The organism is Acidimicrobiales bacterium (assembly GCA_022452035.1).
Lineage (GTDB): Bacteria > Actinomycetota > Acidimicrobiia > Acidimicrobiales > MedAcidi-G1 > UBA9410.
Genome location: JAKURV010000027.1, coordinates 1 through 25,071, shown reverse-complemented (window position 1 = coordinate 25,071; position 25,071 = coordinate 1). Strand labels below are relative to the sequence as shown.

At 66.3% G+C, this 25,071-nt stretch carries 26 protein-coding genes; 14 read left to right on the top strand and 12 right to left on the bottom strand.

The genetic code is table 11. From position 1 onward, the window contains the following. Window positions 1–106: 106 nt before the first annotated feature. Entirely contained in the window at window positions 107–985 is an 879-nt protein-coding gene (locus MK181_09175; GenBank protein ID MCH2419973.1) for an FAD-binding protein, read from the bottom strand. Continuing rightward, window positions 982–2,436 carry an FAD-binding protein gene (locus MK181_09170; GenBank protein MCH2419972.1) on the bottom strand — a complete coding sequence of 485 codons (1,455 nt, stop codon included), beginning with the start codon at window positions 2,434–2,436 and terminating at the stop codon, window positions 982–984. The genes MK181_09175 and MK181_09170 overlap by 4 nt, the downstream gene beginning before the upstream one ends. 84 nt (window positions 2,437–2,520) lie before the next feature. On the opposite strand from MK181_09170, the gene MK181_09165 reads away from it, so the two are divergent. Further along, on the top strand, window positions 2,521–4,269 hold the full coding sequence (locus tag MK181_09165; protein ID MCH2419971.1) for a chloride channel protein: 1,749 nt from the start codon (window positions 2,521–2,523) through the stop codon (window positions 4,267–4,269). Between the two features lie 31 nt (window positions 4,270–4,300). On the opposite strand, the gene MK181_09160 is transcribed toward MK181_09165, so the two are convergent. From MK181_09160 to MK181_09140, 5 genes are all read right to left on the bottom strand, one after another. After that, entirely contained in the window at window positions 4,301–4,495 is a 195-nt protein-coding gene (locus tag MK181_09160; protein MCH2419970.1) for a hypothetical protein, read from the bottom strand. Between the two features lie 81 nt (window positions 4,496–4,576). Further along, entirely contained in the window at window positions 4,577–5,668 is a 1,092-nt protein-coding gene (locus MK181_09155) for an HRDC domain-containing protein (GenBank protein ID MCH2419969.1), read from the bottom strand. A 68-nt stretch (window positions 5,669–5,736) separates the two neighbouring features. Beyond that, window positions 5,737–6,108 (bottom strand): rhodanese-like domain-containing protein, encoded by a 372-nt coding sequence (locus MK181_09150; GenBank protein MCH2419968.1) that lies wholly within the window; start codon window positions 6,106–6,108, stop codon window positions 5,737–5,739. Further along, a complete protein-coding gene (locus tag MK181_09145; protein ID MCH2419967.1) occupies window positions 6,098–6,691 on the bottom strand; it encodes a molybdenum cofactor guanylyltransferase in 594 nt (197 codons plus the stop codon). The genes MK181_09150 and MK181_09145 overlap by 11 nt, the downstream gene beginning before the upstream one ends. A gap of 9 nt (window positions 6,692–6,700) precedes the next feature. Further along, entirely contained in the window at window positions 6,701–7,162 is a 462-nt protein-coding gene (locus MK181_09140; GenBank protein MCH2419966.1) for a DUF3151 domain-containing protein, read from the bottom strand. A 56-nt stretch (window positions 7,163–7,218) separates the two neighbouring features. Between MK181_09140 and MK181_09135 the strand changes: the two genes are divergently transcribed. Next, entirely contained in the window at window positions 7,219–7,533 is a 315-nt protein-coding gene (locus tag MK181_09135) for a hypothetical protein (GenBank protein ID MCH2419965.1), read from the top strand. Window positions 7,534–7,546: 13 nt separating this feature from the next. On the opposite strand, the gene pyk is transcribed toward MK181_09135, so the two are convergent. Beyond that, window positions 7,547–8,983, bottom strand: coding sequence for a pyruvate kinase (gene pyk / locus MK181_09130; GenBank protein ID MCH2419964.1), 1,437 nt, complete (start codon window positions 8,981–8,983; stop codon window positions 7,547–7,549). A 101-nt stretch (window positions 8,984–9,084) separates the two neighbouring features. Between pyk and MK181_09125 the strand changes: the two genes are divergently transcribed. Further along, on the top strand, window positions 9,085–9,852 hold the full coding sequence (locus MK181_09125) for a glycerophosphodiester phosphodiesterase (protein MCH2419963.1): 768 nt from the start codon (window positions 9,085–9,087) through the stop codon (window positions 9,850–9,852). A gap of 851 nt (window positions 9,853–10,703) precedes the next feature. Here the strand turns inward: MK181_09125 and MK181_09120 are convergent. Together MK181_09120 and MK181_09115 are read right to left on the bottom strand one after the other, a co-directional pair. Then, complete coding sequence (locus MK181_09120; GenBank protein ID MCH2419962.1) at window positions 10,704–11,801, bottom strand: hypothetical protein; 1,098 nt, start codon at window positions 11,799–11,801, stop codon at window positions 10,704–10,706. Continuing rightward, window positions 11,798–13,315: a glycosyltransferase family 39 protein gene (locus MK181_09115; GenBank protein MCH2419961.1), complete on the bottom strand. Its 1,518-nt coding sequence runs from the start codon at window positions 13,313–13,315 to the stop codon at window positions 11,798–11,800. Before MK181_09115 ends, MK181_09120 begins: the two co-directional genes overlap by 4 nt. Before the next feature lie 85 nt (window positions 13,316–13,400). Between MK181_09115 and MK181_09110 the strand changes: the two genes are divergently transcribed. From MK181_09110 to MK181_09095, 4 genes are read left to right on the top strand one after another with little or no spacing between them, the layout of a single operon-like run. Further along, window positions 13,401–14,879, top strand: coding sequence for an NAD(P)/FAD-dependent oxidoreductase (locus MK181_09110; GenBank protein ID MCH2419960.1), 1,479 nt, complete (start codon window positions 13,401–13,403; stop codon window positions 14,877–14,879). A gap of 2 nt (window positions 14,880–14,881) precedes the next feature. Next, complete coding sequence (locus MK181_09105) at window positions 14,882–16,285, top strand: hypothetical protein (protein MCH2419959.1); 1,404 nt, start codon at window positions 14,882–14,884, stop codon at window positions 16,283–16,285. Continuing rightward, window positions 16,285–17,169, top strand: coding sequence for a polysaccharide deacetylase family protein (locus MK181_09100; GenBank protein ID MCH2419958.1), 885 nt, complete (start codon window positions 16,285–16,287; stop codon window positions 17,167–17,169). Before MK181_09105 ends, MK181_09100 begins: the two co-directional genes overlap by 1 nt. Before the next feature lie 2 nt (window positions 17,170–17,171). Next, on the top strand, window positions 17,172–18,557 hold the full coding sequence (locus MK181_09095; GenBank protein ID MCH2419957.1) for a glycosyltransferase family 39 protein: 1,386 nt from the start codon (window positions 17,172–17,174) through the stop codon (window positions 18,555–18,557). On the opposite strand, the gene MK181_09090 is transcribed toward MK181_09095, so the two are convergent. Then, window positions 18,515–19,315: a GDSL-type esterase/lipase family protein gene (locus MK181_09090; protein MCH2419956.1), complete on the bottom strand. Its 801-nt coding sequence runs from the start codon at window positions 19,313–19,315 to the stop codon at window positions 18,515–18,517. The two genes, MK181_09095 and MK181_09090, sit on opposite strands and share 43 nt — an antisense overlap. A 61-nt stretch (window positions 19,316–19,376) precedes the next feature. Here MK181_09090 and MK181_09085 point away from each other — a divergent pair, with 61 nt between their 5' ends. The 4 genes from MK181_09085 to MK181_09070 are packed head-to-tail and all read left to right on the top strand — an operon-like array spanning window position 19,377 to window position 21,821. Next, window positions 19,377–19,730 (top strand): hypothetical protein, encoded by a 354-nt coding sequence (locus MK181_09085; protein ID MCH2419955.1) that lies wholly within the window; start codon window positions 19,377–19,379, stop codon window positions 19,728–19,730. A 6-nt stretch (window positions 19,731–19,736) separates the two neighbouring features. Next, complete coding sequence (locus MK181_09080) at window positions 19,737–20,666, top strand: GNAT family N-acetyltransferase (GenBank protein ID MCH2419954.1); 930 nt, start codon at window positions 19,737–19,739, stop codon at window positions 20,664–20,666. A 49-nt stretch (window positions 20,667–20,715) separates the two neighbouring features. Further along, window positions 20,716–21,426, top strand: coding sequence for a glycosyltransferase family 2 protein (locus MK181_09075; GenBank protein ID MCH2419953.1), 711 nt, complete (start codon window positions 20,716–20,718; stop codon window positions 21,424–21,426). Beyond that, window positions 21,423–21,821: a DUF2304 domain-containing protein gene (locus MK181_09070; GenBank protein MCH2419952.1), complete on the top strand. Its 399-nt coding sequence runs from the start codon at window positions 21,423–21,425 to the stop codon at window positions 21,819–21,821. The genes MK181_09075 and MK181_09070 overlap by 4 nt, the downstream gene beginning before the upstream one ends. 8 nt (window positions 21,822–21,829) lie before the next feature. Here MK181_09070 and MK181_09065 read toward each other — a convergent pair whose 3' ends face one another. Further along, on the bottom strand, window positions 21,830–22,780 hold the full coding sequence (locus tag MK181_09065) for a hypothetical protein (GenBank protein ID MCH2419951.1): 951 nt from the start codon (window positions 22,778–22,780) through the stop codon (window positions 21,830–21,832). 167 nt (window positions 22,781–22,947) lie between these two features. Between MK181_09065 and MK181_09060 the strand changes: the two genes are divergently transcribed. From MK181_09060 to MK181_09050, 3 genes are all read left to right on the top strand, one after another. After that, entirely contained in the window at window positions 22,948–23,265 is a 318-nt protein-coding gene (locus MK181_09060) for a hypothetical protein (GenBank protein MCH2419950.1), read from the top strand. A gap of 107 nt (window positions 23,266–23,372) precedes the next feature. Further along, the gene (locus MK181_09055) at window positions 23,373–24,020 is read left to right on the top strand and encodes an alpha-ketoglutarate-dependent dioxygenase AlkB (GenBank protein ID MCH2419949.1); all 648 of its coding nucleotides are present in this window, start codon (window positions 23,373–23,375) and stop codon (window positions 24,018–24,020) included. Between the two features lie 82 nt (window positions 24,021–24,102). After that, window positions 24,103–24,855, top strand: a complete 753-nt coding sequence (locus tag MK181_09050) for an SDR family oxidoreductase (protein ID MCH2419948.1) — start codon at window positions 24,103–24,105, stop codon at window positions 24,853–24,855. Window positions 24,856–25,071: the final 216 nt, after the last annotated feature.

Below are 25,071 nucleotides of genomic sequence, written 5' to 3'. Positions count from 1 at the left end.
CTCTCGTCACCAGAAATCCGGTAGGTCGGACAGTGAGGCAAGCACAGGCCACAGCGGACACCCGCCGCCAAAGCGTCGTCCCGCAACCCAAGCGGTCCTCCGCTACTCATGCGGCCACCCGGTAGGGGTCTCGGCCGGGGTTGAGCCGCCGTCCCGGGTCGAACTCGTCGCGCATGCGACCGGCTAGGGCGAGAACCCCAGGCTTTGTCACCGGCAGGGTTTCCGGTCGATCCCCGTAGACCACACCACCGAGCACGTCCAGAACGGCACCCGCCGGAATCTCTCCTGCCCATCTGCTCATGCAGGGCCCCAGTTCCGGCTCGTCGACCTCGCCCAAGCCAAGCGCCGCAAGACGGTCACGTTCGTCGCGCAGGTCACCCGGGTGTCCTTCTAGACGGACTGTTGTCCGCTCCCCGTCCCAAAGCACTGTGGCCGGGCGGTAGGCCACGTCGGCCACCCGACCGGGAGCCAACTCTCCAGCCATCCAGAGGCTGGCCTCCGGCATCGGCCGGGTCCGCAGGATTACTCGTCCCAACAGGGCCAAGGTCCCTAGAGAACCGACCAGCAGGCGGCACACGTCATAGCCGGTCACGTTCTTCACCGTCGGACCACCGGCGGTAAAAAGAGCGCCGTCAGCCCCCACACAGTCGGCCTGGAGGAGGGTGTCGGCGATCAAACCGACCCTCCCTCGACGCAGACTGCTCCGGCCAACGACGAGGGTGCCTCCTACCGTGGCTCCGGGGGGCCCGTCCAGAGCCACCTCCTGGCCGCTGGCGCCTAGCGCTTCGGTCAATTCGGCAAGCGTCGTCCCGGCACCGGCGGCCACCGTCATCTCCGCCGGTAGGAACTCTTCGACCCCAGACGGAGCCCGTACCTCATGAGCTCCCGCCGGATCCCCACCCAGGTCCCAGCGAGTGGCCCCGCCACGCACACAGACGGCGCCCTCTGTCCCGACTGCCTCACGGAACTCCGCCAGCTGATTCACACCCATGTCCCCTCTGGGATCCGCCCCAGGCTGGTGACGTGCCCACAGCTGGCCCCCGACGGGAGGACCTTGGCCGGGTTCGCTATTCCATCGGGGTCGAACGCTCGTCGCAAGCGTCCCTGGGCCTCAAGGTCTTCCGGAGAGAATTGGAGGCCCATGAACCGTCGCTTCTCCAGGCCGATCCCGTGCTCTCCGGACAGCACACCACCCGCGTCGATGGCCAGGCGGACGATCTCCTCCCCCACTTCTAGAACCCGGGCTGTCTCCTCAGCATTTCGGGCGTCGTAGACGATCAGCGGGTGGAGATTGCCGTCCCCGGCATGGAAGACGTTCATGATCAGGAGGTCGTGACGGTCTACGGCCTCCTGGATACCAGCCAGGACTTCCGCTAGACGGGACCGTGGGATCACGGTGTCGTTCAGGTAGTAGTCGGGCTTGAGGTTGGCGATGGCCCCGAACGCGCTCTTTCGTCCCTTCCAGATCCGCTCCCGCTCATCAGCGTCAGCGGCCCGTCGGACCTCCCGGGCCCCGTGTGACCGGGCAAGGTCGTCGATCCGTCGCACCTGGTCGTCGATCCCTGCCGGAAGGCCGTCCAACTCCACAATTAGGACGGCCGCTGCATCCATCGGATAGCCGGCGTGGGCGAACGGTTCCACGGCGGCTACCACCTGCTGGTCCATCAACTCCAGAGCAGCGGGCAGGATCCCAGCGGCGATGATGGCACTCACCGTCTCAGCCGCTTCTTCGATGGTGAGGAAGTCCAACAACAAGGTGGCCACTAACGGCGGATCTTGGGTGAGCCGGACGCAGATCCGAGTGGCGATCCCCAGTGTTCCCTCACCTCCGATGAAGGCGCCCCGAAGGTCGTACCCCGCGGCGTCCCCCTGCTCCTCGCCAAGCACCACAACCTCCCCGTCAGACAGGACAATTTCCACGGCTTGAACGTGGGCGCTGGTCACCCCATACAGAAGACAGTGGGGGCCTCCTGAGTTGGTGGCCACGTTGCCGCCGATCGTGCTGGCCTGCTGGCTGGAGGGGTCCGGAGCGAAGTGGAGACCTGTACCGGCCAGGTGCCGACTGAGGTCCAGATTCACCACACCGGGTTCTACCCAAGCCGTCCGCCTGTCGACATCTACGTCCAGAATCCGGTCCATCCGCGTCGTCACGATGACCACCGGGTCGTCACACGGGACCGCACCCCCCGCAAGACCGGTACCCGCCCCCCGGGGTACGAAGTCCCGTCCGTGCCGACGTGCCGCATGGATGCAGGCCGAAACCTCGGCTGTGTTCTCCGGAAAGCAGACGACTCCGGCCCGCCCACCCTGGAGGACGGAACTATCCGAACTGTAGAGGTGGCGGGCCACCGACCCAGCCTTGACTCGTCCGACGTCCAACGCTTTCACCAACTCGTCAACCAGGGGGTCGGCACGGGATCGCGGCGAGAGACGCATCAGCACAGTCTGCCTGACCTCGGTGGTTGTCCCGGTGCCGACCCGTCGGAGGATCCCAACGATCCAGGGTGTAGGAAGAACCCCGTGAATCGGCTCCGGAGCATCGCCACCCGCGGGGATACGCCGGTTCTAGTTCTTTCGATAGTCACCGGAGCCTTGGTGGCTGTGGTGATTGCCGGCTTTGAGTATCTCTCGGCTTCCGTGCTTTTGGACGCGGTACTGAAGCGGCCGTTATGGCAGGTGGCCTTGGCCCCCGCCGTGGGTCTCATCCTCGCTACGGCAGTCCTCCGGTACCTGGGCCGTGGCCTGTCCGCGGCCACGTCGGACGAATTCAACCGAGCGTTCCACGATCGAAACCCCCGGCTTCCCCTACGGGACCTGCCAGTGAAGTTGGTAGCTGGCCTGGCCACCATCGGACTGGGCGGGTCCCTGGGTCTGGAGGGTCCCTCAATCTACGCCGGGTCCACCGTAGGTCTGGCTATGCGAGACCGCTTCCGCCGCTGGCTCCGACGTGAGGACATCCGAATCCTGCTCACGGCCGGTGCGGCAGCCGGCGTGGCTGCCGTGTTCAAGGCCCCGGCCACCGGCGTCCTCTTCGCCCTCGAGGCCCCGTACCGCGACGACGTCAACCGTAGAGCCCTCCTCCCCTCCCTGTTGGCCTCGGCCACCAGCTACGTGACCTACATCAATCTGATCGGACACGAGGCCGTCATCCCATTCCTGAACGACCCGGAGAACCGGATCGGACTGAACGTCAAGCAACTGTCCTTGGCTTCGGACGACAAAGTGGTGTGGTTCGACGCAGCCGACCTGGCATCGCTGTTCACTGCCGTGGAGGTGGCTGACGTCTTCGGCGCCCTGCTTCTGGGCATCCTGGCCGGCTTGGGTGGGCGAGCCATGGCCTGGCTGGTCCGATGGGCCAAGACCCAGGCCAGAACCGATCACTTTGTGGCCCGTGTACTGATCGGCGGTGCCTCCCTGGCCGGCCTGGCCATTGTGGCTGACCTAATGTTCGACGCCCCGCTGACCATCGGACCCGGCTTCGAGGCCATGGCATGGGTCGTCCATCCAGCCAACGGGCTAGGCCTCATCGCCCTGCTATTCGGGCTCCGGATCGCCGCCACCATCGTCACCCTGGCCGCCGGAGGCGTGGGAGGCCTGTTTATTCCCCTGGCCGTCCAGGGAGTGATCCTGGGACAGTTCACCGGACAGTTACTCAACTCCGACCGCCCAGGCCTCTACCCGACACTCGGACTGGCTGCCTTCCTGGGTGCTGGCTACCGGGCACCCATCTCGGCCGTGATGTTCGTGGCCGAGTCGACCGGCGGTTCCTTTGTTGTCCCCGCTCTGGTGGCCGCGGCGGTCAGTCAGTTAGTCGCGGGGAAGTCCTCGGTCGCCGAACACCAGCACAGCGTCAGGCTGGGTCACCTAGAGAGACGATTCACGCTCCCGGTGACCTCGGCCCTGGATACTGATGTGTTGACGGTGCCCCCCGACGCGACAGTCGCCGAGTTCATGTACTTGCACGTCCTGGGCCGGCGGGAGCGGTCAGTGGCCGTGGTAGACGGAACCGCCTATCTCGGGATGATTAGCCTCTCCGAGGTGTCCGCTCTGGAGCGGTCCACATGGGACGACACGGAAGTCGGCACACTGCTGTCGCCCGACCCTCTTGCGGCTCGGCCGACGTGGACGCTACGCGACGCCGTCGCGGCCATGGAACAGAGCGATGTGGACGTCCTGGCCGTTACCGATGCCGAAGGCAGGTTCATCGGCACCTTGTCGGCCGACGACATCCTCAAGTTGGACGAGATCCTCGACGAGACGGGCGGATAACCGGTTCAGATCCGTTTTATCGTCCGGATGATCAAGCCGACTCGGCGGTCTCCTCTAGCGCCTCATCCTCTTCGTACTCATCGGACCAGGCATCGAAGGCGGGAGATTCCCCGTCGGTGTCCGACTCGTCGACGTTCAGGCTGTCGAAGATCGAGTCCAAGTCGAGGTCCTGGTTCTGCTTCAGCGCACGCGCCTCTTCGTAGCGGCGATGTCGGCCCTTCTTCACGGTGGCCCTCCCGGTCGGACGTCATCAGCGATCAGCGATACATCCTACCGATGGCGAGACCCGATCACGGGTCGGCGGGCCTCAGCTGCTCCGGGCTTCCAAGACCAGGCCACCCCGTCCGTCGAAGGCCAGTGCGGCGCGGCCGCTTAGGAGGTCGCCCACCTGACCACCGACCACCTGATGGCGCCAACCGGTGGACATCCGGGCGTCATCGTCGCCCCGCACCAGCGCCTCAATATCGCTCCGGGTCCCCACCAGGGCCGGATCCAGATCGAGATCCCGCGACAGTTGCGAGACCCAGGCTGATACCAGTGTCACGCCCGCCCTGATATCGGCTCCTCCGTTTCGCCGCGGGAGGTCAGGCTGCAGGGGCGGCAGATTCCCTGCCGCGGCCACCGCCTCGATTATTCCGCTGGCCACCGCCCCCTTGTGGTGGCGTCCGTCCAATCCCCGAATCCCCCGTAGGTCTTCGACCTCCTTCGGGGCGCGCTGGGCGACGGCAACCAAACCCAGATCGGGCAACACGTGACGAACCGGAATGTCCACCTGGGCCGCACGACGCTCCCGCCATGCGGCCACTGATCGGGCCACGTCACGCGCCGGCCCGCGGAGTTGGCGGGCCTCCTTGATCCTTTGCCATGCATCGTCGGGGTTTCGCCGGCCGTGTTCGCGGGCCAGCATCTCCCGGCACTCCTGTTCCGCCCAGGCCAGGCGCCCGTCGTCGCCGAGACGTCGAACCAGCCGGTCATGGATCTCCAGGAGATGGGCTACGTCAGACGCGGCGTATTCGAGTTGCGAGGCGGTCAGCGGGCGGGCCAGCCAGTCGGTCAGTCGATCTCCCTTGGGGAGGTGGAAGCCAAGCTCGCGCTCGTGCAGAGTGGTCAGAGAGGGTGAAGACAGCCCGGTGAAGCCAGCCGCCACCTGGGTGTCGAACAGGTGGTGTGGCGCCGTCCCGCAAACCCGATCGAACACCTCGAGGTCTTGGCCTGCGGCGTGCATGACCACTACAACTTCCGACTCCAAAAGGTCGGCCAGAGGGGCAAGGTCTACCTCAAGGGGGTCGATCAGGACCAGGCCCTCCTCCCAGGCCACCTGTACCAGGGCCACCTTTGGGAAGTAAGTCTTCTCGCGGTGGAATTCGGTATCCACAGCGATCCGAGGCTGTGCTCGCAGGATCTCCAGGAGGTCGGCGAAGTCGTCCTGGCTCGTGACCAGGCGGTACTCGGGGGAGGGCCGCCGGTTCAGGCCGACTCACCCGCCTCGGTCGGAAAGTCGGCGTCCACCCAGGCTGTGGTCCCTCCGAGCACGTTCACGGCATCCCGGCCCTGCCCGCGGAGGAACTCGGCAGCTGCACGGCTCCGACCACCTAGGGCGCAGATGACGTAGACGGTTCCCTCCTCGGGGATCTCGGCCAGCCGCTCGGGAACGTTCTGCAGCGGGATCAGGCACCCGCCCGGCACGCGAACCTCGACCCACTCGTCGGGCTCTCGGACGTCGATAAGAACCGCACCCTCTTCCAGTCGTCGTTCCAACTCATCGACATCGATCTCGGGTACGTCCATGGCTCCTCTTCCGCCAGCCATCTTTCGTGCGGCCGGAACCCTATCGGTCACCCGCTGACTCCTCGTCGAGGTCCTCGAGACGGTCAATGTCACGCAGGCTGCCGGGATCCAAGCCGTCGACCTCCACCACGGGGAGGTCAACGACTGCCCGGTGGGGTGCACGCTCTCCTCTCTGGAAGATCTCCTCGAGGGCAGGAAGGACGGCGATCGGCCAGGCGGCATGCATCCACTGCCGCCGGCCGTTGACGACCGGGACGGCGATGGCGTCCTCGTCGGAGGCCGCTTCGGCCACCGTCCGGATGCTTTCCGGCGAGGGGTCGGGTAGGTCGCAGGACAGGACCACCACCTGGTCAAACCGCTCCCGGTGGTGGAGAAGGGCGGTCAGGATCCCCCCTAGCGGCCCGGCCCCTGGAGCCCGATCGGGCAGGACCTCCAGTCCAAGGGCTCTGAGGCGATCCTCGTCTCCACCGACCACCACCGCTGCCACACCCAGGGCGCCGGTCAGGGCGTCGGCCACGCCGAGCACAAGGGGGCGTCCGCCCACAACCAAGAAGGCCTTGTCGCTACCCATGCGACTGCTGGCCCCTCCGGCCAGTACCGCTCCACCGGTCAGGGTCGCAGGTGGTGCGTCCACGAAGCCTGCTTAGCCCGAACCGTCCAAGGGGGGATCCACATTCGGCCAATCTGGATCCAGTTGGCGTAAGAAGAGTTCGCAGCGCTCCTCCTCGTCCTTCTCGCCAATCTCTCGAGCTGTCCGGGCCAGCCCGGCCAGGGCCCGCAGGAATCCCCGGTTTGTGGGATGCGACCACCGGACGTAGCCCGAGCCCCGCCAGCCACCCTGCCGGAGGCGGTCTAAGCCGCGGTGGTAGCCCACGCGGTAGGCGGCGTACGACTCAACCGTGTCGCGCCCCAGGTCGCCAAGACAGGCCCAGCCGTTGAGATGCCGGGGCCAAGAGGCCACCACGGCAGCGACCAGTCCCCGGCGCTCCTCGGGTGGGGCGGCCAGCGCGGCCGCTAAGCGGAGGTCGGCATCGTCGGGCTCCGGGCCAAGAACAGTCTCCGGTGGACCCTGCGACGAGAGGCCGATGGGCTGCTCAGGGCTCATAGTTGGCGAGGCTACCCCTGCCCGATCGGCGTCGACCCGACCGGTACCCTCTACCGGTGCCCGACGACCTCACAGAGCTGTTTGACCTGCCCGAGTTCGTCCAACTGCCGTCCTGGGCCGACCCACAGTTCCTCCGATCGGTGGCTGTGGTGGCCGTCGCCGTCTCGGTGATCCTGCTCGTCCTGGCTGCCCGAGTCATCCGCCGGCTAATGCTACGGACCGTGGTCGTGGTGCTGCTTGCGACTCTCTCTGTCGGGTTATGGGGCCAGCGGTCCGGTCTGAGCGACTGTGTCGCCGACTGCTCGTGCTCCCTGTTTGGACAGCCGGTGGAGATCCCCGCCGATCTGAACCCGCGCTGTTCCGACGCCTGACAGGCGTCGACCGTCACGCTTCGGGGACCCGCTCCACTCGAAGCACGTTTGTGGATCGCGACCGGACGTCGGTACCGGCCAGGACTCCTACTAGCTCGCCGGGCTGCACCGCACCTCGGTCGCGGGCCACCTCGAGGGCGGCAGCTACCCGTCGCTGGAGGTCTCCCTGCTCAGGCAGGTGGAGGGCCTCCGTACCCCAGCTGAGGGTCAGTTGCCGAACAGTGCGCTCGTTGGAGCTAAGGCCGATGATGCGGGCCGACGGACGGAACCGGGCCATCGACCGGACCGTGAAGCCACTACCCGAGATACACAAGATTGTCGAGATGCCTAGCTCATCGACGGCTCGAGCCGTGGCCTGGGTCATGGCATCGGTAATTGCAGTGTCCGGGTCGCCAGTGTCGGTCATGCGGAGCTCCGAGAGCTCCGACATCCACCCACGATGGTCGAAGGCCTCGTCGGCCCGTTCAGCGATCCGCGACATCGTGGACACGACGTTCACCGGATTGGCCCCAATGGCTGTCTCACCCGAGAGCATCACCGCGCTCGATCCATCCCAGACGGCGTTGGCCACGTCGGAGACCTCGGCCCGAGTCGGCTCAGGGTTGTTGACCATGGTCTCCAGCATCTGGGTGGCCGTGATGGCTGGGCGACCCAATGCGATGCACTGCCGGATGATCTCCTTCTGAAGGATCGGCAGCTCCTCAATGCTGCACTCGCTTCCCAGGTCTCCTCGGGCCACCATCACCGCTCCTGAGGCCTCAATGATGGCTGGGAGGTCGTCGATAGCAGCACGGGTCTCGATCTTGGCCACCACGATGGGCCCTTCGGGGTGCGGCATCACCGACAGACGGGCCAGGTCCTCTGCAGACCTCACGAACGACACGGCAATCATGTCAACGTCGAGTTCCACGAAGCGTTCGACGGCACGGAGGTCATCATCGGTCGGAGCACGCATCGACAGCCGATCCGAAGGAATGTGGAGGCCGGGGCTACCGGTAAGAACACCGCCGTGGGCCACCCGGGCCGACAACGACTCCTCCGACACGTCCCGGACCTCAAGGATCACCCGGCCGTCACCCAAGCTGAGGCGATCGCCGGGCTCCATGTCGGACAAAAGCCCTTCGTAGTCGACCTCGATCGACGTTGCGTCACTGCGGTGGTCTCCTACCCGGAGTTCCACGCGGGAGTCCTCGACCAGAACCACCGGTTCCTCGCCGAAGGAAGCAGCGCGAACCTTGGGCCCCGGGAGGTCAACCAAAATTCCGACGTAACGCCCCTCGAGAGCAGCGATCCGGCGAATGTCGGCCATGCGGGCCGCCGCCTCGTCGATCGTGTTATGGGCAAGCCCTAGTCGGGCCACGTCCATGCCGGCCCGGATCAGGCCACGAAGGGTCGCCTCGTCGTCAGACGCCGGGCCGATGGTGGCGATGATCTTGGTACGACGGGCCATGGAACCACGATACCGACCACCCCGCTCCCCGCCCCCGGTGGTTTGCTCCCCGAGCGTTGGGCTTTCGGCTCGTACCCGAATACCGCATTACCGTTCCCGAGATGCGCAGTCCGGCTTCCCACCCGTTCCTTGACCATCCGGGGACCTTGGCCTTCGCCCATCGGGGCGGAGCCGAGGAGTACCCCGAGAACAGTCTGGCCGCCTTCCGGCATGCCGTGGACCTTGGGTACCGGTATCTGGAGACGGACGTTCATGCCACCCTGGATGGAGTGGTTCTCGCCTTCCACGACAACACTCTTGATCGGGTCACCGACCGTTCTGGCCAGATTGCCGACCTTCCGTGGAGCGAGGTTTCTGGTGCGCGAATAGCCGGGCGGGAACCCATCCCGCTGCTGTCGGAACTCCTCGAGGAGTTCCCGGAGGCCCGAATCAACATCGACCCCAAGGACGACCGGGTCGTGGAACCCCTCGCCAATCTGATTCGCGACCACGGAGCACTTCACCGGGTCTGCCTTGGGGCATTTTCCGATCGGCGCCTAGCACGTTGCCGCTCCCTCCTCGGACCCACCGTGTGCACGTCAGCTGGCCCGTTTGACGGCGGCCGACTCCGGCTAGCCAGTCTGGGCTTTCCGACCGGCCGGCCGGCCGCCTTGTGCCTCCAGGTGCCGGTTCGCCAGTCCGGCATACCTATCGTGGATCGCCGCCTGCTCCGGATGGCCCACGACCGTGGCCTTCAGGTCCACGTATGGACTATCGACGATCCAGGCGAGATGGTCCGTCTCCTGGACCTCGGCGTAGACGGGATCATGACGGACCATCCGGGGGTACTTCGCCAGGTCCTCATCGAGCGGGGAGACTGGCACACCTAAACGAGTTGGGCTTCAGGTCCGGACGCCGTCGAGTCGCCGACCCGACACGATGGACGCCACAACGGACGTATGGTCGACCTGCCCGGCTGACTACTTTCCGTACCGTTTCTTGGCCGATCTGTGGACGGACCTGTGGACCATCCACTCAGGGGTTGGGGAAATCTCTCCTACTTCTGGGGAATACTCACTTTCCGGTTGACGGAAGCCACGCGTGAGTGCATCCTGCCTGTCACGCCGAACACGGCAAGGGGATCCGGAACCGGAGAACCGACCAGCCGAATGGGACAGGAGCTCAGGCTCCGGTCACAGGAGGAGGGTTGAGACCCTGGGGAAGCCCCCGAGGCGTGTTCGGGGAGGACCGCAACCACGCTGGGACCGAGAGGGACCAGCGGTTCGGCCACCGGCACAAGGGTGTCGAGGCCGGGAGGAGCGGCGACGAGCCTTCGGGCGAGGAGCCAAACCGCCCGGGCGAGACCCCGACCGGGACCGGGCCACCGCAGGTCGTCCCGACGCCGACGGGCGTCGAGAGGGCCCACGGTGAGACCGGACTCGGGTGCCAGGTCGACCGGGCTGCTCCGCCGCCGGGCGGAGGGGCAGAACGGACGACCAGGGTCCCACCGGGGACCGGTGGACGAATCGGGTCCGGGAACGGAAGTCGACGGACTCTCCGGGATCCGGATCAGGGTGATGCCCCTAGGGGCGGCACCCGGGATGCGGAACGAGGAAGCGGCTCCGAGGAGTTGACCGGTTCGCCGGAAGGCTACTTGGGGCCGTTTCCGCGTTTTCCGCCGTTGCCTCCTGGAACACGGTGCCCAGTAACGCCAGCTACAGCCCCAGATCGGGGCCTGAGCTCATGGCACGTAGGACCCAGTCCAAGCGGCCGTCGCCAGGACCACCATCACCGCACCAGAGACCACTGGAACCAGCTGTCCGAAACGCCGATAGCCGGCCAAGGTGGCGACGCCCAGCACTACTGGGACTCCGTTGAAAACGTAACGCTCGAGGCTGTTCAGGTTGTCGGCGGCCAAAGCCACCAGGAGGCAGGCGCCGGCCAACACCCCGTACCGGGCGGGCCAAGTTCGAAAAAGGGCCACCAGCACTACTAGGACAACCACCGCCGCGACGGCGTGCAAACCATCGGTCCAAGTGGTTGACCGTCCAAGGTCGGCCAAACCTTCTACCAGTCGAGCCAACGGATTTCTCGAATCCCCCCGGAGCTCTCGTTGCACGGTCAACGGGAGGAACGCTTCGTCGAACCGGGCCGACACCCACCAGACAAAGGCCAGGGTGCCTACCGGACCCCCCGCTACTGCTGCCACTCGCGCCACCACCCGCTGCGGAGCCACGCTGGTCGGTCGACACGCTGCGGCCACGACAGCCAGAGCCAGTAAAGCGCCAGTCGGACGCACTAGCCCAGCGGCCAATCCCATCACCGCACACCACCACCAGCGTTCCCTTCGGGCCGCTAGCAACACGCCCAAGGCAAGGGCCAGGAAGAGGCCTTCGCCGTACGCCCAGACCAACACGAACGCCGACGGGAAGAGCGACAGCGCCCAGGCCGCTCGCAGCGCCGTGGCCCGGTCGGCCGTCTCAGCCAGGGCCAGCCGGAACACCAATACGGTGGCAACCAGCGAAGCCACGTTTGCCACCAGGAGTAGTGCCGTTACCGGGCCTCCAGGCAACACCACGTCAAATAGTCGCCCAACCAGCACGTAGCCCGGGAAGAAGCGAGCGCCCTCCCTGGCCACACCGTCGTAGCCGTGAGTCAGGATTGAGATATACCAGTCGCCATCCCAGGCAGTCAGGCCCCGGGCCGTTCGGGAACCCGATCCTCCCTCTAGCAGACGGGCCAGCCCGTAGGCCGCGGCTACCAGGAGGCGGGCAGTTATCCACGCCGGGAGAACGCTCCGGAGGTCCCCGAGCAGCGCCCGCCGACCGGTTGGGATCACGACGGGCCCGGGAACCGGGAGAGATTGGCCGCGTCGTCGTAGGCGTCACCGTCGGCATTAAGCACCTTCGTCGGCCGGCCCAGGCGTTGGACGAGTTCAAGGCGCAGGTCAGAACAATGGCGCCCAAAGGTTTCGTAGCCGTCCATCCAGACCAACCAGACGGCGCCCGCCCCTGCAGAGCGTTCCGTTATCGCCGCGGCAGCAGCTTCCGGATCAGCCGCAGCATTGCGCGTCGCGTAGTCCACCCAGTCCACGCGACGCCCCTCATCCAGCAGCGGGTACGACAAGGTGGTGCGGCGGCCGTCCAACATTCGATAGCCGGCTGGAGCTAGTTGGTCGGGACAAAAAACCACCACGTCGTCAGCTCCGCCTCCGGCCAGGACCTCCTCCACGGCCGCGGCAACCTGCGTTCGCTCCCTGCTCAGCTCGCGGGCCACCGAGACCCCGGAGAGCAGGATTAGCCCCATCAGGACCACCACCGGGCCGATACCGGGCAGGCGCCGGAGGCCCACCGCGGCGGCCAGCACCACCGGCACCAAAGCAAACACGCCGTAGCGGCCCTGGTAGGCCGTGTCAGTGGCCAGGCTGACTCCCGCCCCCAGCACCATGGTGGCCAAGCCGATACCGGCGGCCAGTCGCAGCCAACGCTCCTCGGCCCAACCGAGCACCGAGCCGGCAGACGACCGACGGGTCCCGATACCCAGCACCACCAGGACCGTCAGCACCACAGCCACCAGGAGTGCTTCTGAACCCCGACCCCCGCCGTAGGCCTCCAGGGTCAGTGCTGCCACCACCGTGGGCCTCGGCGCCGGCGACCACGGGGTTCCGGTGTGGGCCAGTTGGTCGAAGAACACGGGAAGCCACGGCAAGAATCCCAACCCACCGGCGGCCACCGCTCCGGTCAGCCGGAGGGCCCGGCGGCGTTCCGGTCCCCGGCTTACCCACAGAAGGGCCAGCCCAACGACCGTCACCAAAAATAGTGACCAGTAATGGGTGAGGAGCAGTGCTGTCGTAACTCCGGCTAGGGCAGCCAGGCGGGCCGTCGACGGTCGCTCCCAGGCCCGGACTGCGGCCAGGTGGGCCAGAAGCAGCAGGACTAGGAGCAGTAGGTACATCCGGGCCTCGGTGGCGTATCGGATGGCAAACGGGCTGGAAGCCATCACCCCGACCGCCAAGAGACCACCCGACGGGTCGAGGTGTCGCCGGGCCACCGCCCAAGTGAGGGGTAGCGACATCACGCCTAGCGCACCCGAGAATGCCCGCACCGCCGCGTCACCTTCACCAACTACCGACGTCCAAACTGCCAAGAGGACGTAGTACAGGGGCGGGTGCCCGTCGTGCCGCAGGGCATCCACCAGCGGTGTCCAGCCCCGACGGGCCTCTTCGGCCAGGGAGGCCGAGATGGCCTCGTCAAGCCACATCGGCGAGAGCGGAAGGAAACGCAGTACCAACCCACTGGCCACCGCGACGGCCACCACCGTGACGAGCCAGCGGTTGCGATCGGCCTCCCCCACGGCGGAGGAGCGTACCGTCGCACCCGGGGGCCGCCCGGTACGCTCGTCCGGCCCCCGGACCCGCTGCCGGGAACCGAGCTTTTCGATGACCGACCTTCCTAACACGCCCCTCGAGGGACACGACCACCCGCCCCCAGCAGGGGTCCATCCAGTCATCATCGGTGCCGGGCCGGCCGGGCTGACCGCCGCCTACCAATTCGGAAAGTCCGACATCCGGGCCACGGTGCTGGAAGCCGACGGGGTGGTCGGCGGCATCAGTCGGACCGCCGTTCGGGACGGGTGGAGGTTTGACATCGGAGGCCACCGCTTCTTCACCAAGGTCCGGGCCGTCTCGGATCTGTGGCATGAGATCTTGGAGCCTGAGGATTTTCTCGTTCGACCCCGTATGAGCCGCATTTTCTACCGGGGTCGCTTCTACGACTACCCGCTGCGGGCCCTGAACGCCCTCCGAAACCTGGGTCTCCTGGAGTCCGTCCGGTGCGTGCTGTCCTACGCATGGGTCCGGATCCACCCACCAAAGGACCAGAGTTCGTTCGAGGGGTGGACGGCGAGCCGCTTTGGATGGCGTCTGTACCGAACCTTCTTTAAGACCTACACCGAGAAGGTGTGGGGTGTACCGGCCGACGAACTGCAGGCCGACTGGGCCGCCCAGCGGATAAAGAACCTCTCGCTCTTCCGGGCTGTCTGGAACTCCCTCACCCCCCGCCGGAATCAGAAGGAGATCACCAGCCTCATCGAGGAGTTCGAGTATCCGAAGTACGGGCCGGGAATGATGTGGGAGCGGTGCCATGAGCTGGTAGCCGCTCAAGGCTCTGATGTCCTGCTCCACCATCCAGTCCGCCGGATCGCGCACGCCGATGGGCGGGCCTACCGGGTGGAAGCCGACGGCCCCGACGGCCCGGTGGTGTTCTCGGCGTCCCACGTGATCTCATCCATGCCCCTCCCCCACTTGCTGCGGGCTATGGATCCGCCCATTTCCGACGCGGTACGACAGGCAGCCGACGCCATCGTCCACCGGGACTTCCTCACAGTGGCCCTAGTTGTCCCGTCCGAGGACGGCTTTCCCGATAACTGGATCTATATCCACAGCCCCGAGGTTGAGGTCGGCCGCGTCCAGAACTTCGGCCAGTGGTCACCTCACCTAGTCAAGGACGGTCGGACCTGCTTGGGCCTGGAGTACTTCGTGGACGAAGGCGATCATCTCTGGGAGGCCGACGACGCCGACCTGGTGGAACAGGGCAAGTCCGAGATGGCTCACCTCGGACTACTGAACCCGTCACGGGTGGAGGCGGGCTACGTGGTCCGCATGCCCAAGGCGTACCCGATGTACGACGCCCACTACCAGGCCAACGTCGAAATTCTCCGTGCTTGGCTAGCCGACAACGCTCCCAACGTCTACCCGGTGGGACGCAACGGCATGCATCGGTACAACAACCAAGACCACTCCATGTTGACGGCCATGCTGACTGTGGAAAACGTGCTGGGCGCCGACCATGACATATGGCAAGTCAACGTGGAGGAGGACTACCACGAGGAAATCCGGCCCTCCGACGCCGGAAGCTGACCATGTCCACCACACCGTCTCCGCCGGTAACCACACCGAAGGGGACGCGAGTCGACGTCCGGTTCGGCCGGTGGCTGGCCCTCCTCGTGGCCGCCGCCCTAGTTCTCCGGGTGGCCTACGTCCTTGTAGTGGAGCGGGGTGATCCGCTTTCCGGCGACGGCGCCTACTACCACGAGGCGGCCAACCTTCTGGCCGATGGTCTTGGATTTACTGAGCCATACCGATACCTCCACGGTGGCGCTCAGGAACTCCTCTTCGTAGACGATCCATCCTCCGTGCTCCCGACTGCCAACACTGCCCTGCCAGTCGGCCACGTAGAGCCCACCGCTGGTCACCCACCGCTGTGGGTGGTGGTTCTTGGCCTCTTCTCGGCCCTGGGCCTGACCGGGGCCACAGCGCACCAGCTGGTGGGGGCGTTCGTCGGTGCCGCTGGTGTGGCGGCCGTCGGTTGGGCCGGGCGCTCCCTGGACGGGCCACGGACGGGTCTCCTAGCTGCCGGCTTGGCTGCCTTCCACGCCTGCCTGTGGTTAAACGATGGCTTGGTGATGTCCGAGAGCCTTGTGGTGGGCTGTGTGGCCCTCCTCGTCATCGTGGGCTTCCGGTTCCACCGGTCGCCGGACATCCGCTCCGTCCTACTGTTGGGCGCCGTCGGTGGGCTATGTGCCCTCACCCGGGCGGAGTTGCTTCTGGTACTTCCGCTAGTCGCTCTCCCCGTGCTTCGTCGGGCCGATCTGGCTCCCGTAACTCGCCTGGCTCGGTACGTAGGCGTGGGCCTTGTAGCAATCGCCGTGCTCGCGCCGTGGCTGGTACGCAACCTGGCTACCTTCGAGGAGCCTGTCCTGCTCACCAATGGTGTGGGAATCCTCGTCGCCCAGACCAACTGCGATGCCACCTACTACGGGGAGAAGCAGGGCTACTGGGAGTTCGATTGCGGGCTGCCCCAACCGCTCGGCCCAAACGGCAACCCAATCGACGAGTCCCAGCGTGACGTGATCTACCGGGAGCGCGGATTGCAGTACGCCTCGGATCATCCAGGTCGCCTCCTCACCCACGCCATACCTCGGCGGGTAGGACGGTTCTGGGGCCTCTACGCCCCCATCGAGCAGCTACGGGCCGACATCCTGGTAGAGGGTCGGAACTTCCGGATCTCGGTGCTAGGTCTCCTCCAGTTCTACGCCTCAGTGCCACTGGCCGTGGCCGGCGCCCTCTGGCTACGACGCCAGGGGACTCCCCTCCTCCCGCTCCTAGCCGTGCCACTCATCGGGACGCTGGTGGCCGCACTGACCCTGGGCGCCACCCGGTACCGGGTTCCCACTGACGTCGTAATGGTCCTGCTCGCCGCAGTAGCCCTGGCTCGCCTCCGGGTCCTTCGGGCTGCCCCGGAACACGCTCCTACACTCCGGTGATGCCCCCGGCCGTCACCGTCACCGTCGACGTCGAGGACCTCCGGCCCACCGCCGACCTCCCGGAAAGGGTCGTCGAGATGACCCACCGGGTTCTGGACCTGCTTGCCGAGTCTGGCCACCGGGCTTCGGTGTTCGTAGTCGGTGAGCTGGCCGAGCGCCGGCCGAACCTAGTGCGACGGGCCGCTGCCGAAGGCCACGAGGTAGGCCTCCACTCCTGGCGGCACGTGCCTATCTCTACCCAGAACCCAAGCGATTTCGGCCACGACCTTCGCCGTGGCCGTGCCCTGCTTCAGGACCTGTCCGGCCAAGCCGTGGAGGGGTACCGGGCTCCCATGATGTCGCTAGTGCCGGCCTCGGCCTGGGCCATCCCTCTTGTAACCGAAGCTGGCTTCACCTACTCCTCCAGCGTCCTGCCCGGACCTAGTCCGCTGTACGGCTGGCCCGGCCTACCTCGTCGACCCTTCCGGTGGGCCGGCGGTCCCGTCGAGCTTCCCTGCCCTTTGGTCCGCTTGCCTGGGATCGACCTTCCCTACCTGGGAGGGACCTACCTGCGCCTGCTTCCGTCTGCCCTCCGCCGTTTCGGATTGGCGCGGGCCGATCCCGATGAGGTGCTGTGGGCCTACTGCCATCCGTGGGAGTTCGACCCCGACGAGGCTTTTCACCCGCACGACCACATCGGGATGCTGGCCAGTCGGATCGCCTGGCTCCGCCGTTCCCGAATGGAGCACCAAATTAGGCATCTACTCGCCGACCCGGTAGCCGGGCCGCTCAGCGAGGCAGTGGCCAACCTGGACTCCGACTCGCTTCCGATCGTCGATCCCACCCAGAGTCCTGACCTGGGTCCCGCAGCGCGCTGGGCCGATGGGCGACTAAGAAAACGGTGAAGATGAGCCAGGGCCTCCTGCCCGAGACATTCCGAGGTCGGCTGACAGCAATCGTCCTGCTCGGCCTCGGGATCCGATTACTCCACCTAGTGCTGGTGGCCGCCGACAACCCGCTCAGCGGAGACGGCGCCGCCTACCACCTTTCGGCCAACCTCTTTGCCGACGGCCTCGGGTTCCCCGAACCGCTCCGTCACTTCTTCGGTGGCATAGACGTGGTTCCCCTCGCCGAAGGCGAGGTGGTGGTCGAAACCCCAATCGGATACATAGAACCCACAGCAGGACACCCCCCGGTGTGGACCGTTCTGTTGGGCACCTTCGCCTTCCTGGGTTTCACCACCGTGCTCCAGCAACAACTGGTGTCGGTCTTGCTGGGCGCGCCTGCCATCGTCCTCATGGGCCTCCTTGGCCGGGAGCTCCGCTCGGATCGTCTCGGTCTTCTGGCAGCCACCGGAACAGCCGGCTACGCCTTCATCTGGGTCAACGACGGCCTCCTCGTGGCAGAAACGGCGGCCATCGCTATGGCGGCAGCCACCATGCTGGTTGGCGTCCGCTTCTGGCGCGATCCCTCACGGCCCTCGGCAGTGATTCTGGGGCTAGTCGGGGGCCTGGCAGCCCTTACCCGGGCCGAGTTGGTCCTCTTCCTCCCGGTGGTCGCCGCCGTGGTCCTCCTCCGAACCCCCCTCGCGTGGCGGGAGCGGCTCCTCCGTTACGTGGCTTGTGGCCTGGCTGCCCTCGTCCTCTGCCTGCCGTGGTTCGCCCGCAACGTGGCCGCCTTCGATGCCCCGGTCCTATTTTCCAATGGAATGGGCACCGTGCTCGTCCAGGCCAACTGCGACGCCACCTACCATGGGCCAGACCTTGGCTACTGGAACCTGTCCTGCGGCCTACCCACTCCCTACGGGGCCGACGGCGGTCTCCTCGATGAGTACGAACGTGACGTGGTGGTTCGGCAACGGGCCACGTCGTACATGTCGGTCAACCGGGAACGCCTCCTGACCGTAGTGGTGCCGGCCCGGATCGGACGGATGTGGGGCCTCTACGAGCCGATCGGTCAACTCCGCCGGGATGTCCACGCCGACCGGCGCTCCTTTGCCATCTCCATGCTGGGCCTTGTCCAGTTCACGCTTCTGGTACCTCTCGCCGTAGCCGGCTTCGAGGTGATACGTCGTCGACGTGGGCCCCTACTGGTCCTTGCCGCCTGGGTTCCGATCGCCACTTTCACGGCGGCCACTGCCTTCGGCAACACCCGCTACCGCACAGCCGCCGAGGCCTCCCTGGTGATCCTGGCCGCCGTGGCCGTAGACGCGGCGCTTGACCGGTGGAAGCCGAGCGAGGTGTTGCCCGGTCAGTCTGTGATCTCGGCACAACCCCCAAGGGGATCCTCATAACGGGCGTCCCGCGTCCACTCGCCCTCCCACCAGCCCTCCATCTCCTCGGGCATAACGTGGGTCTCCCGCATGGCAGTCAGAACCGCTTGGCCCAGTAGGGCCGCTCCGGCTGGGCAAAGGTGGCCGTCATCTCGCCCGTCCCTAACCTTCCGTACCTGGACATCCGTTCCGGCCACTCCGGTCCGCATCCGGGTGAAACCCCCGAAGCTGTCACCAAGGATCTGGTCGGTGTCCAGGTAGGTGACTCCGTCGTGGCGGTCGGCCACGGCAGCGAACTCACGGTTGGCCATCCGGCGAGCCTCCTCAATTCCCTCGGCCGGCGGGGTGGGCGGCATCCCCAACCAGATCACCGTCGCACCCTTCGAGGTCAGCAGGCCGGCCACCTCGTCCAGCCGGCGTCCGTACGCCGGGGGGTCGGCCACGACCTCGCCCAAGTCCCAGCCGCCCAGCATGACCACCACTACGTCAGGGTTCCCGTCCAGCGCCTCCCGGAGGTAGTCGTCGATCCCTGGGCGGAGCAAGCCGACCCCACCGTACGATCGAGCATCCACCATCACCTCGCCAGTGGCCTCCAGGGCGGCGCGGATCCCCGGATCCCCGTCGTAAGCCACGCTGTCACCGAGGGAGGCCACCCGAAGCACCGGTCCACTGGCCTGGAATACCAGGGTTCCCGTAGCGGCCACTAAAAGGACGATCGCCAGAACGATTCCCCGACGACTACGAAAGCCGCTCTGTCGCGTCGTCGAGTCATCGGACATAGCGCCCGAGGGTACCGGGGCACCCGAGGGGCCCCGGGGCCGCCAGTAGGATCCGTCGGCTATGGCCCGGAACCTCTTCCGCCGAACCTCCCCACGACGGGTACTAGCCGGTCTGGCCCTCGTCCTCGGCTTGTGGATCGCCCTAGCCCCTTTCACCCGTCCCCTTCCCGGCGGTGCCCCGTACACCCTCGAGGCCACTCCGGAGATTGGCTGCCGTTCGCCGCTAGTCGGACTGTTATCTGGCGACAGTCCCTGGGCCGACGTCTACACGACACCCCGTCCCTCGTCCGACGACCCCCGAACGCCCACCACCGTCGACTGCCGGAGTCGAGCCGGCTTCCGGGTCGGACTGGGCGCAATCTTCCTGGTCGGCGGAGCATCCGTTTTGGTCGTCGACCGGCGTCAGAGAAGCTGAAGCCTCGTGGAGGATCTACGGGCCACAGCGGATCTGCTGAACATGGTGTTCGCTCACGACCCCCCGATGGGCGTTAACCACCTTGCCTGGTATTACCACCAGAACCCGACTGGGCGGGCGGCCGTTGGGCAGGCCCACGATGAAGGTCGCCTGGTGGGCAACTACGCACTGGTGCCGTTGCGTTTCCGATCGGCTACCGGACCGGCCATCGTCCTGGGGCTAGGCGTCGACCTTTCCGTCCACCCGGCGGCCCGAGGTTCCGGGGCCTACCGGCGGACCGTCGAGGACAGCTATCGGGTCGGCACCGAGGCTGGTCTGGACGGAATTCTCGGGGTGGCCAACGCCGAGTCGGCTCCCCGCATGGTCGAAACCATGGGCTGGAGAATGCTTCCTCTGCTCGCCTCCCGGCTTCTGGTGGCGACGCCCGGAAGGCACGGGTTCGCCGCCCACCCTGTGAATCGTTCTCTTCTGGACTCCAACACGATCCAGCAAATGCTGCCTCAGGAGGTGCCCGTCTCCGCCAACGGGCACGGTGCCACCTGGGACTCCGACCACCTCCGGTGGAGACTCGGGCGACCGGGAGCGGACTACGTGGTGCACGAGCGAGACGACGTCCTCCTCGTTAGCACTACGACCACGGTACGGCGACTCCGGGTAGCTGTCCTGTTGAAGGTGCTCCCCCGTCAGGTGCAGACCGACCCGATCCCGTCCGGGCCGTTGGCAGCCGCCCTGGCCACCCACCACTGCACGCCCCTGGTCCTGCATTGGGGTGCCAACCCCTCCGTGCGTTTCCTCAGGATCTCGATCCCTCACCGCCTCCAACCGAGCCCCCTGGTACTAGTCGTGCATCCGTTCGCCGACAATGGTGTCCCCCGCTTTGACCCCGGAGCGCTCTCGATCACCGGATTCGAGTTTCTAGATTTCGACGCGTACTGATCCGGACCCCGCCGAACGGCCCAGCGGAAGCGAGCGGTACCGTGGGACGGTGCGCACCGCGGTGATCATCCCGGCTTACAACGAGGCCGACGCTCTTCCCGGGGTCCTCGCCGCTCTGGAGGCCCACGTTCCCGACCACGACGTGGTCGTGGTCGATGACGGTTCTACGGATAGGACGGCCAACGTCGCACGGGCCGGTGGAGCTACCTGCCTCCGCCTTCCCTTTAATTTGGGGATCGGCGGGGCGCTCCGGTTGGGTTTTCGCTACGCCGTAGAACAGGGCTACGACCGTGCCTATCAGTTCGACGCCGACGGCCAACACGACGCCTCCCAGGTGTCGGCTCTGTTGGCTGGACTCCAGGACGCCGACATGGTGATCGGCACCCGATTCGGCGGCGATGACGGCTACCGGGTGGGCCGCAGCCGCGGGCTGGCTATGGGACTGCTCCGACGCATGGTGGGCCAGATCTGTGGCCAGCGGTTCACCGACACCTCGTCGGGCTTTCGGGCCTTCCGCCGTCCGGTACTGGAGTTCTTCGCTACCGAGTACCCGGTGGAGTACATGGAGTCGGTGGAGGCCCTCGTATTGGCCGTCCGCCGGGGCTTCGTCGTCAGGGAAGTTCCCGTGGTCATGCACGACCGGTCGGGAGGAAGGGCCTCCACCCGGAATCTGCGATTGGCCTACCACTTCGTCCGCCTCCTGATCGTCCTCCTTGCCGGCGATCCGGGCCGCGGACAACGCCGGAGGGCTCAGTCGTGACCGTCGAGACCCATGCCCTTCTGGCCACCCTGACCGTGTTAGCCGTCGCAGTGATCGTGCGCCTGGTCCGCCGACAGGTCCTCAAGGCCAAGTACACCGTGCTCTGGCTGACAGTGGGCCTGGTGCTGGCCATCACCGCGTCGGTTCCTACTCTGCTGGACCGGGTAGCTGACCTGCTCGGGATCTGGTATCAGCCGACCCTCTTCCTGCTGCTGGCTATCGGGTTCCTGCTCCTCCTGTCCATGCACTTCTCCTACGAGATGTCCCGGATGGAAAAGCGGATTAGAGCTCTGGCCGAGGAGCTGGCTCTTCTCCGTGGACCGGGCGACGACCCGGCCGACCACGACCGGAGCCACGAAGAGGATGGACCCGCCGGGGAGCACCCCGGGGCCTGAACCTTCGGCTAGTCGTCTACTAACCAGCCGTCAGCGACCAGCCTTTCCTCCAACTGACGGGCCAGGAGATCGGCGCCCACTTCGTGGAAGTGGACACCCCGGGCCTTGCGGAGATCAACGAGGCGACCGTTCTCGTCCACCATCCGGTCCCGATAGGCGCCCGAGGCGTCACCCAGAACCACCATGCTGTCCAGCGACGTCACCCCGTCACCCCATGCCGTGGTGGTGGCTTCCCAGATGGCGTTCAGGTCGTCGGTGAGGAACCGTGTGTCGCGCATCCTCGGGGTGGTCCACCAGTACACCGGAGCGCCCTCCGCTCTCCATTGGGCCATGGCCTCCCCTGCCCGCTCGGCCAGGACTTCGGCCCAGCGTTCGGAGCCCGGCTCGAGGGCCTCTCCCTCCAGCACGTGACCTTCGAACTCGTTGGCCCCGATCATCACCACCACCACGTCTGGATGTACCTCGGCCACCAGGCGCGAGTAGTCGGCAAGGACGTCCTCCTCCCAGTCCCAGTGGGGAACCGTGAAGCCGAACCCGAGGGCGCCGCGACCCTCGATCTCGACGTCCGGTCTCGGTTCTAGGACTCGTTCCATCCCGTACTGGAGGTCCAACATCAAAGAGTCCCCGACAGCCAGCACCCGTAGCGGGTCGGTCGGTGAGGCCCGTCGTACGACCAATCCCGTTTTCGGATCGGCCGGCACCGGGAAGACGACCGCTGGCTCAGGATCCAGCGCGTCTCGAACGGCAGTCAGCGGCCGGTCCAGCCCGGTATCCCGGGCCAGGCCACCTGTGGGCCCGGACCACGTTTGGGCGAGAACGCGCCGCCAGCCCTCCGGTTGGGTGTCGGCCCAGGATCGCACAGCATCCGGCGCCAACAGGCTGCTCGCCACGAGGACGAGAACCAGGGTGATCGTCAGGCGGGCGGCCCGACGTCGCGGATTCCGGACCGGGCTGATCATGGGCCGGGAATGGTAGTGGTCTACCTCTTCCCAAACGGGGATGTTGCGAATAGGTTACGGATTGCCGCGATTCTGTGGTGCACTTCCTTTAGCCTTTTCATAGCGGTCCCGGTCCGGGTCTCCGGCAACAGGGTTCGTCTGTCAACAAAAGGGGTACCTATCCAATGATGTCAACAATTCTCACCCTGATCGTTCTTGGAATGGTCTTCCAGGGTGTTCTGGCCGTGCTCAACAGCATCCTCGACACAGTTGGTGTCGGCAGCATGCTGGGCGGCATCCCCGTTGTGGGGTCCAACCTCAACCTGATCTGGGCGTATCTGTTCGTTGTGATCAGCGAAGTGGGAGGCTTTGGCTACGGAGCTTCGACCGAGATCCTCGGCATGGGCGACTTTGGTTCCGACATCGGAACCGCTCTCGCTATCTGCGCCTTCATTCCTGTGAAGGACGCGGCATTGTCAGCTCTCAGTAAGGGCGTTGCTCGCTGAGTTAGTTGTAGGCCGAAAGCCCCGCTGCCTCCGGGCGGCGGGGCTTTCGCCGTTTTCAGGGTCCAGGAGTATGTCGAACATCTGTTCGTCACGAGATAGGGTGGGTCATGCTCCAGGCCACCCTTTTCGGCAGCCTTCCCTTCCACCTCGGTGACCTTGTGCCGACCGCCCAGCGCACCCAGCTGGACGAGGACTGCTGGGTGGATCACGCGCCGGGCTGGATCCGGGGGGCCGACGACCTCTACGCCGCTTTCCGGGACTCCCTAGCGTGGCGGTCCCATCGGCGGTGGATTGTGGACAGCGAGGTGCTCGAGCCGCGGCTGAGCACCAACATCGCGGAACCAAGTATCGCCCTTCAGGAGATCGGACACTGCCTAACCGACCACTACGGCGTTGATCTAGTGGCCAGTTGGGCCAATCTCTACCGGGACGGCCGCGACAGCGTGGCCTGGCACGGCGACCGGTTCCGCCCCGGAGCGATCCACGAGACGGTCGCTCTGGCCTCGTTCGGCGGTCCACGAACCTTACGCATCCGTCCCCGGGGTGGTGGCCCTTCCCAGCCCTGGAACCTCGCTTCGGGTGACCTCCTGGTCATGGGCGGCCCGACCCAGCACCGTTTCGAGCATTGCATACCAAAAACCGCAGGGTCGGGCGGAAGGATCAGCGTGGCCTACCGGTGTCCCCGTGGCCGTGAGTTTGACCAGACTGTGGACCAACACCGCGGTCGTAACCACCTCCGTCTCTCCCGCCTCTGAGAGGAACCCGGTCGACCGCTACTGTGCCTGCCCACGCCGACCGGACAACGTGTCCTTGGCAGCGACGGGAGGCCTTGTCGACATGGGACGCTTCGACGGCCGGGTCGCCCTACTCACCGGTGCAGCCTCCGGCATCGGACGAGCCACCGCTCTCCGGATGGCCGAGGACGGGGCCATCGTCGTTGGCTTCGACCGAGACGGCGACGGCCTGGCAGAGATGGCCAGGCTGGTAGAGGCCCTTGGAGCCACTGTGTCCACCATGGTCGGTGACGTTTCGGACCGCGGCGAGTGCCGCTCCGCCGTAGACCACGCCGTTGCCACGCACGGCCGGTTGGACATCCTGGCCAACATCGCCGGGGTGGCGTGGGGCGAGCACGTCGCCGACGTAACGGCCGAGGGATGGAACCGGATGTTGGCTATCAACGTTTCCGGCGTTTTCTGGTGCTGCCAGGCCGCCCTCCCGCACCTCTTGGAGACACGGGGCAACATCGTCAACATTGCCTCCAACGCCGGCCTGATGGGTCAGGCCTACACCGTTGCCTACTCCACGACGAAGGGCGCCGTGGTGAATATGACCCGGGCCCTAGCCATGGAGTTCGCCAAGGAACCTGTCCGGATCAACGCTGTAGCGCCCGGCGGAGTCGTCACCTCCATGACCCGCAATTACTCAATGCCCGATGACGTGGACTTCTCTCTGGTCCGGCCGTACATGGGTTTTCGGGAGATGGCCGACCCGGCCGAGCTGGCCAACGTCATTGCCTTCGTAGCCTCCGACGAGGCCAGCCGGATGCACGGGGCCATCGTCAGCGTCGACGGCGGCCTGACCGCCGGCTGAAAGCGTCTCGGCCCCGTCCCGGGGAGCGCGCACTACCGTCTTGGGCCATGGACCGTCCATATGTGCTCGGCGTCGATCTGGACGGCGTCTGCGGGGACTACACGAGCGCCTTCCGGAGCATCGTGGCTGCCGAACTGGGCATCGACGAGGAGTCCCTCCCACTCCAACGATCGTGGGACTTCACCGAGTGGGGCCTGTCAGCCGACGAGTACGAAC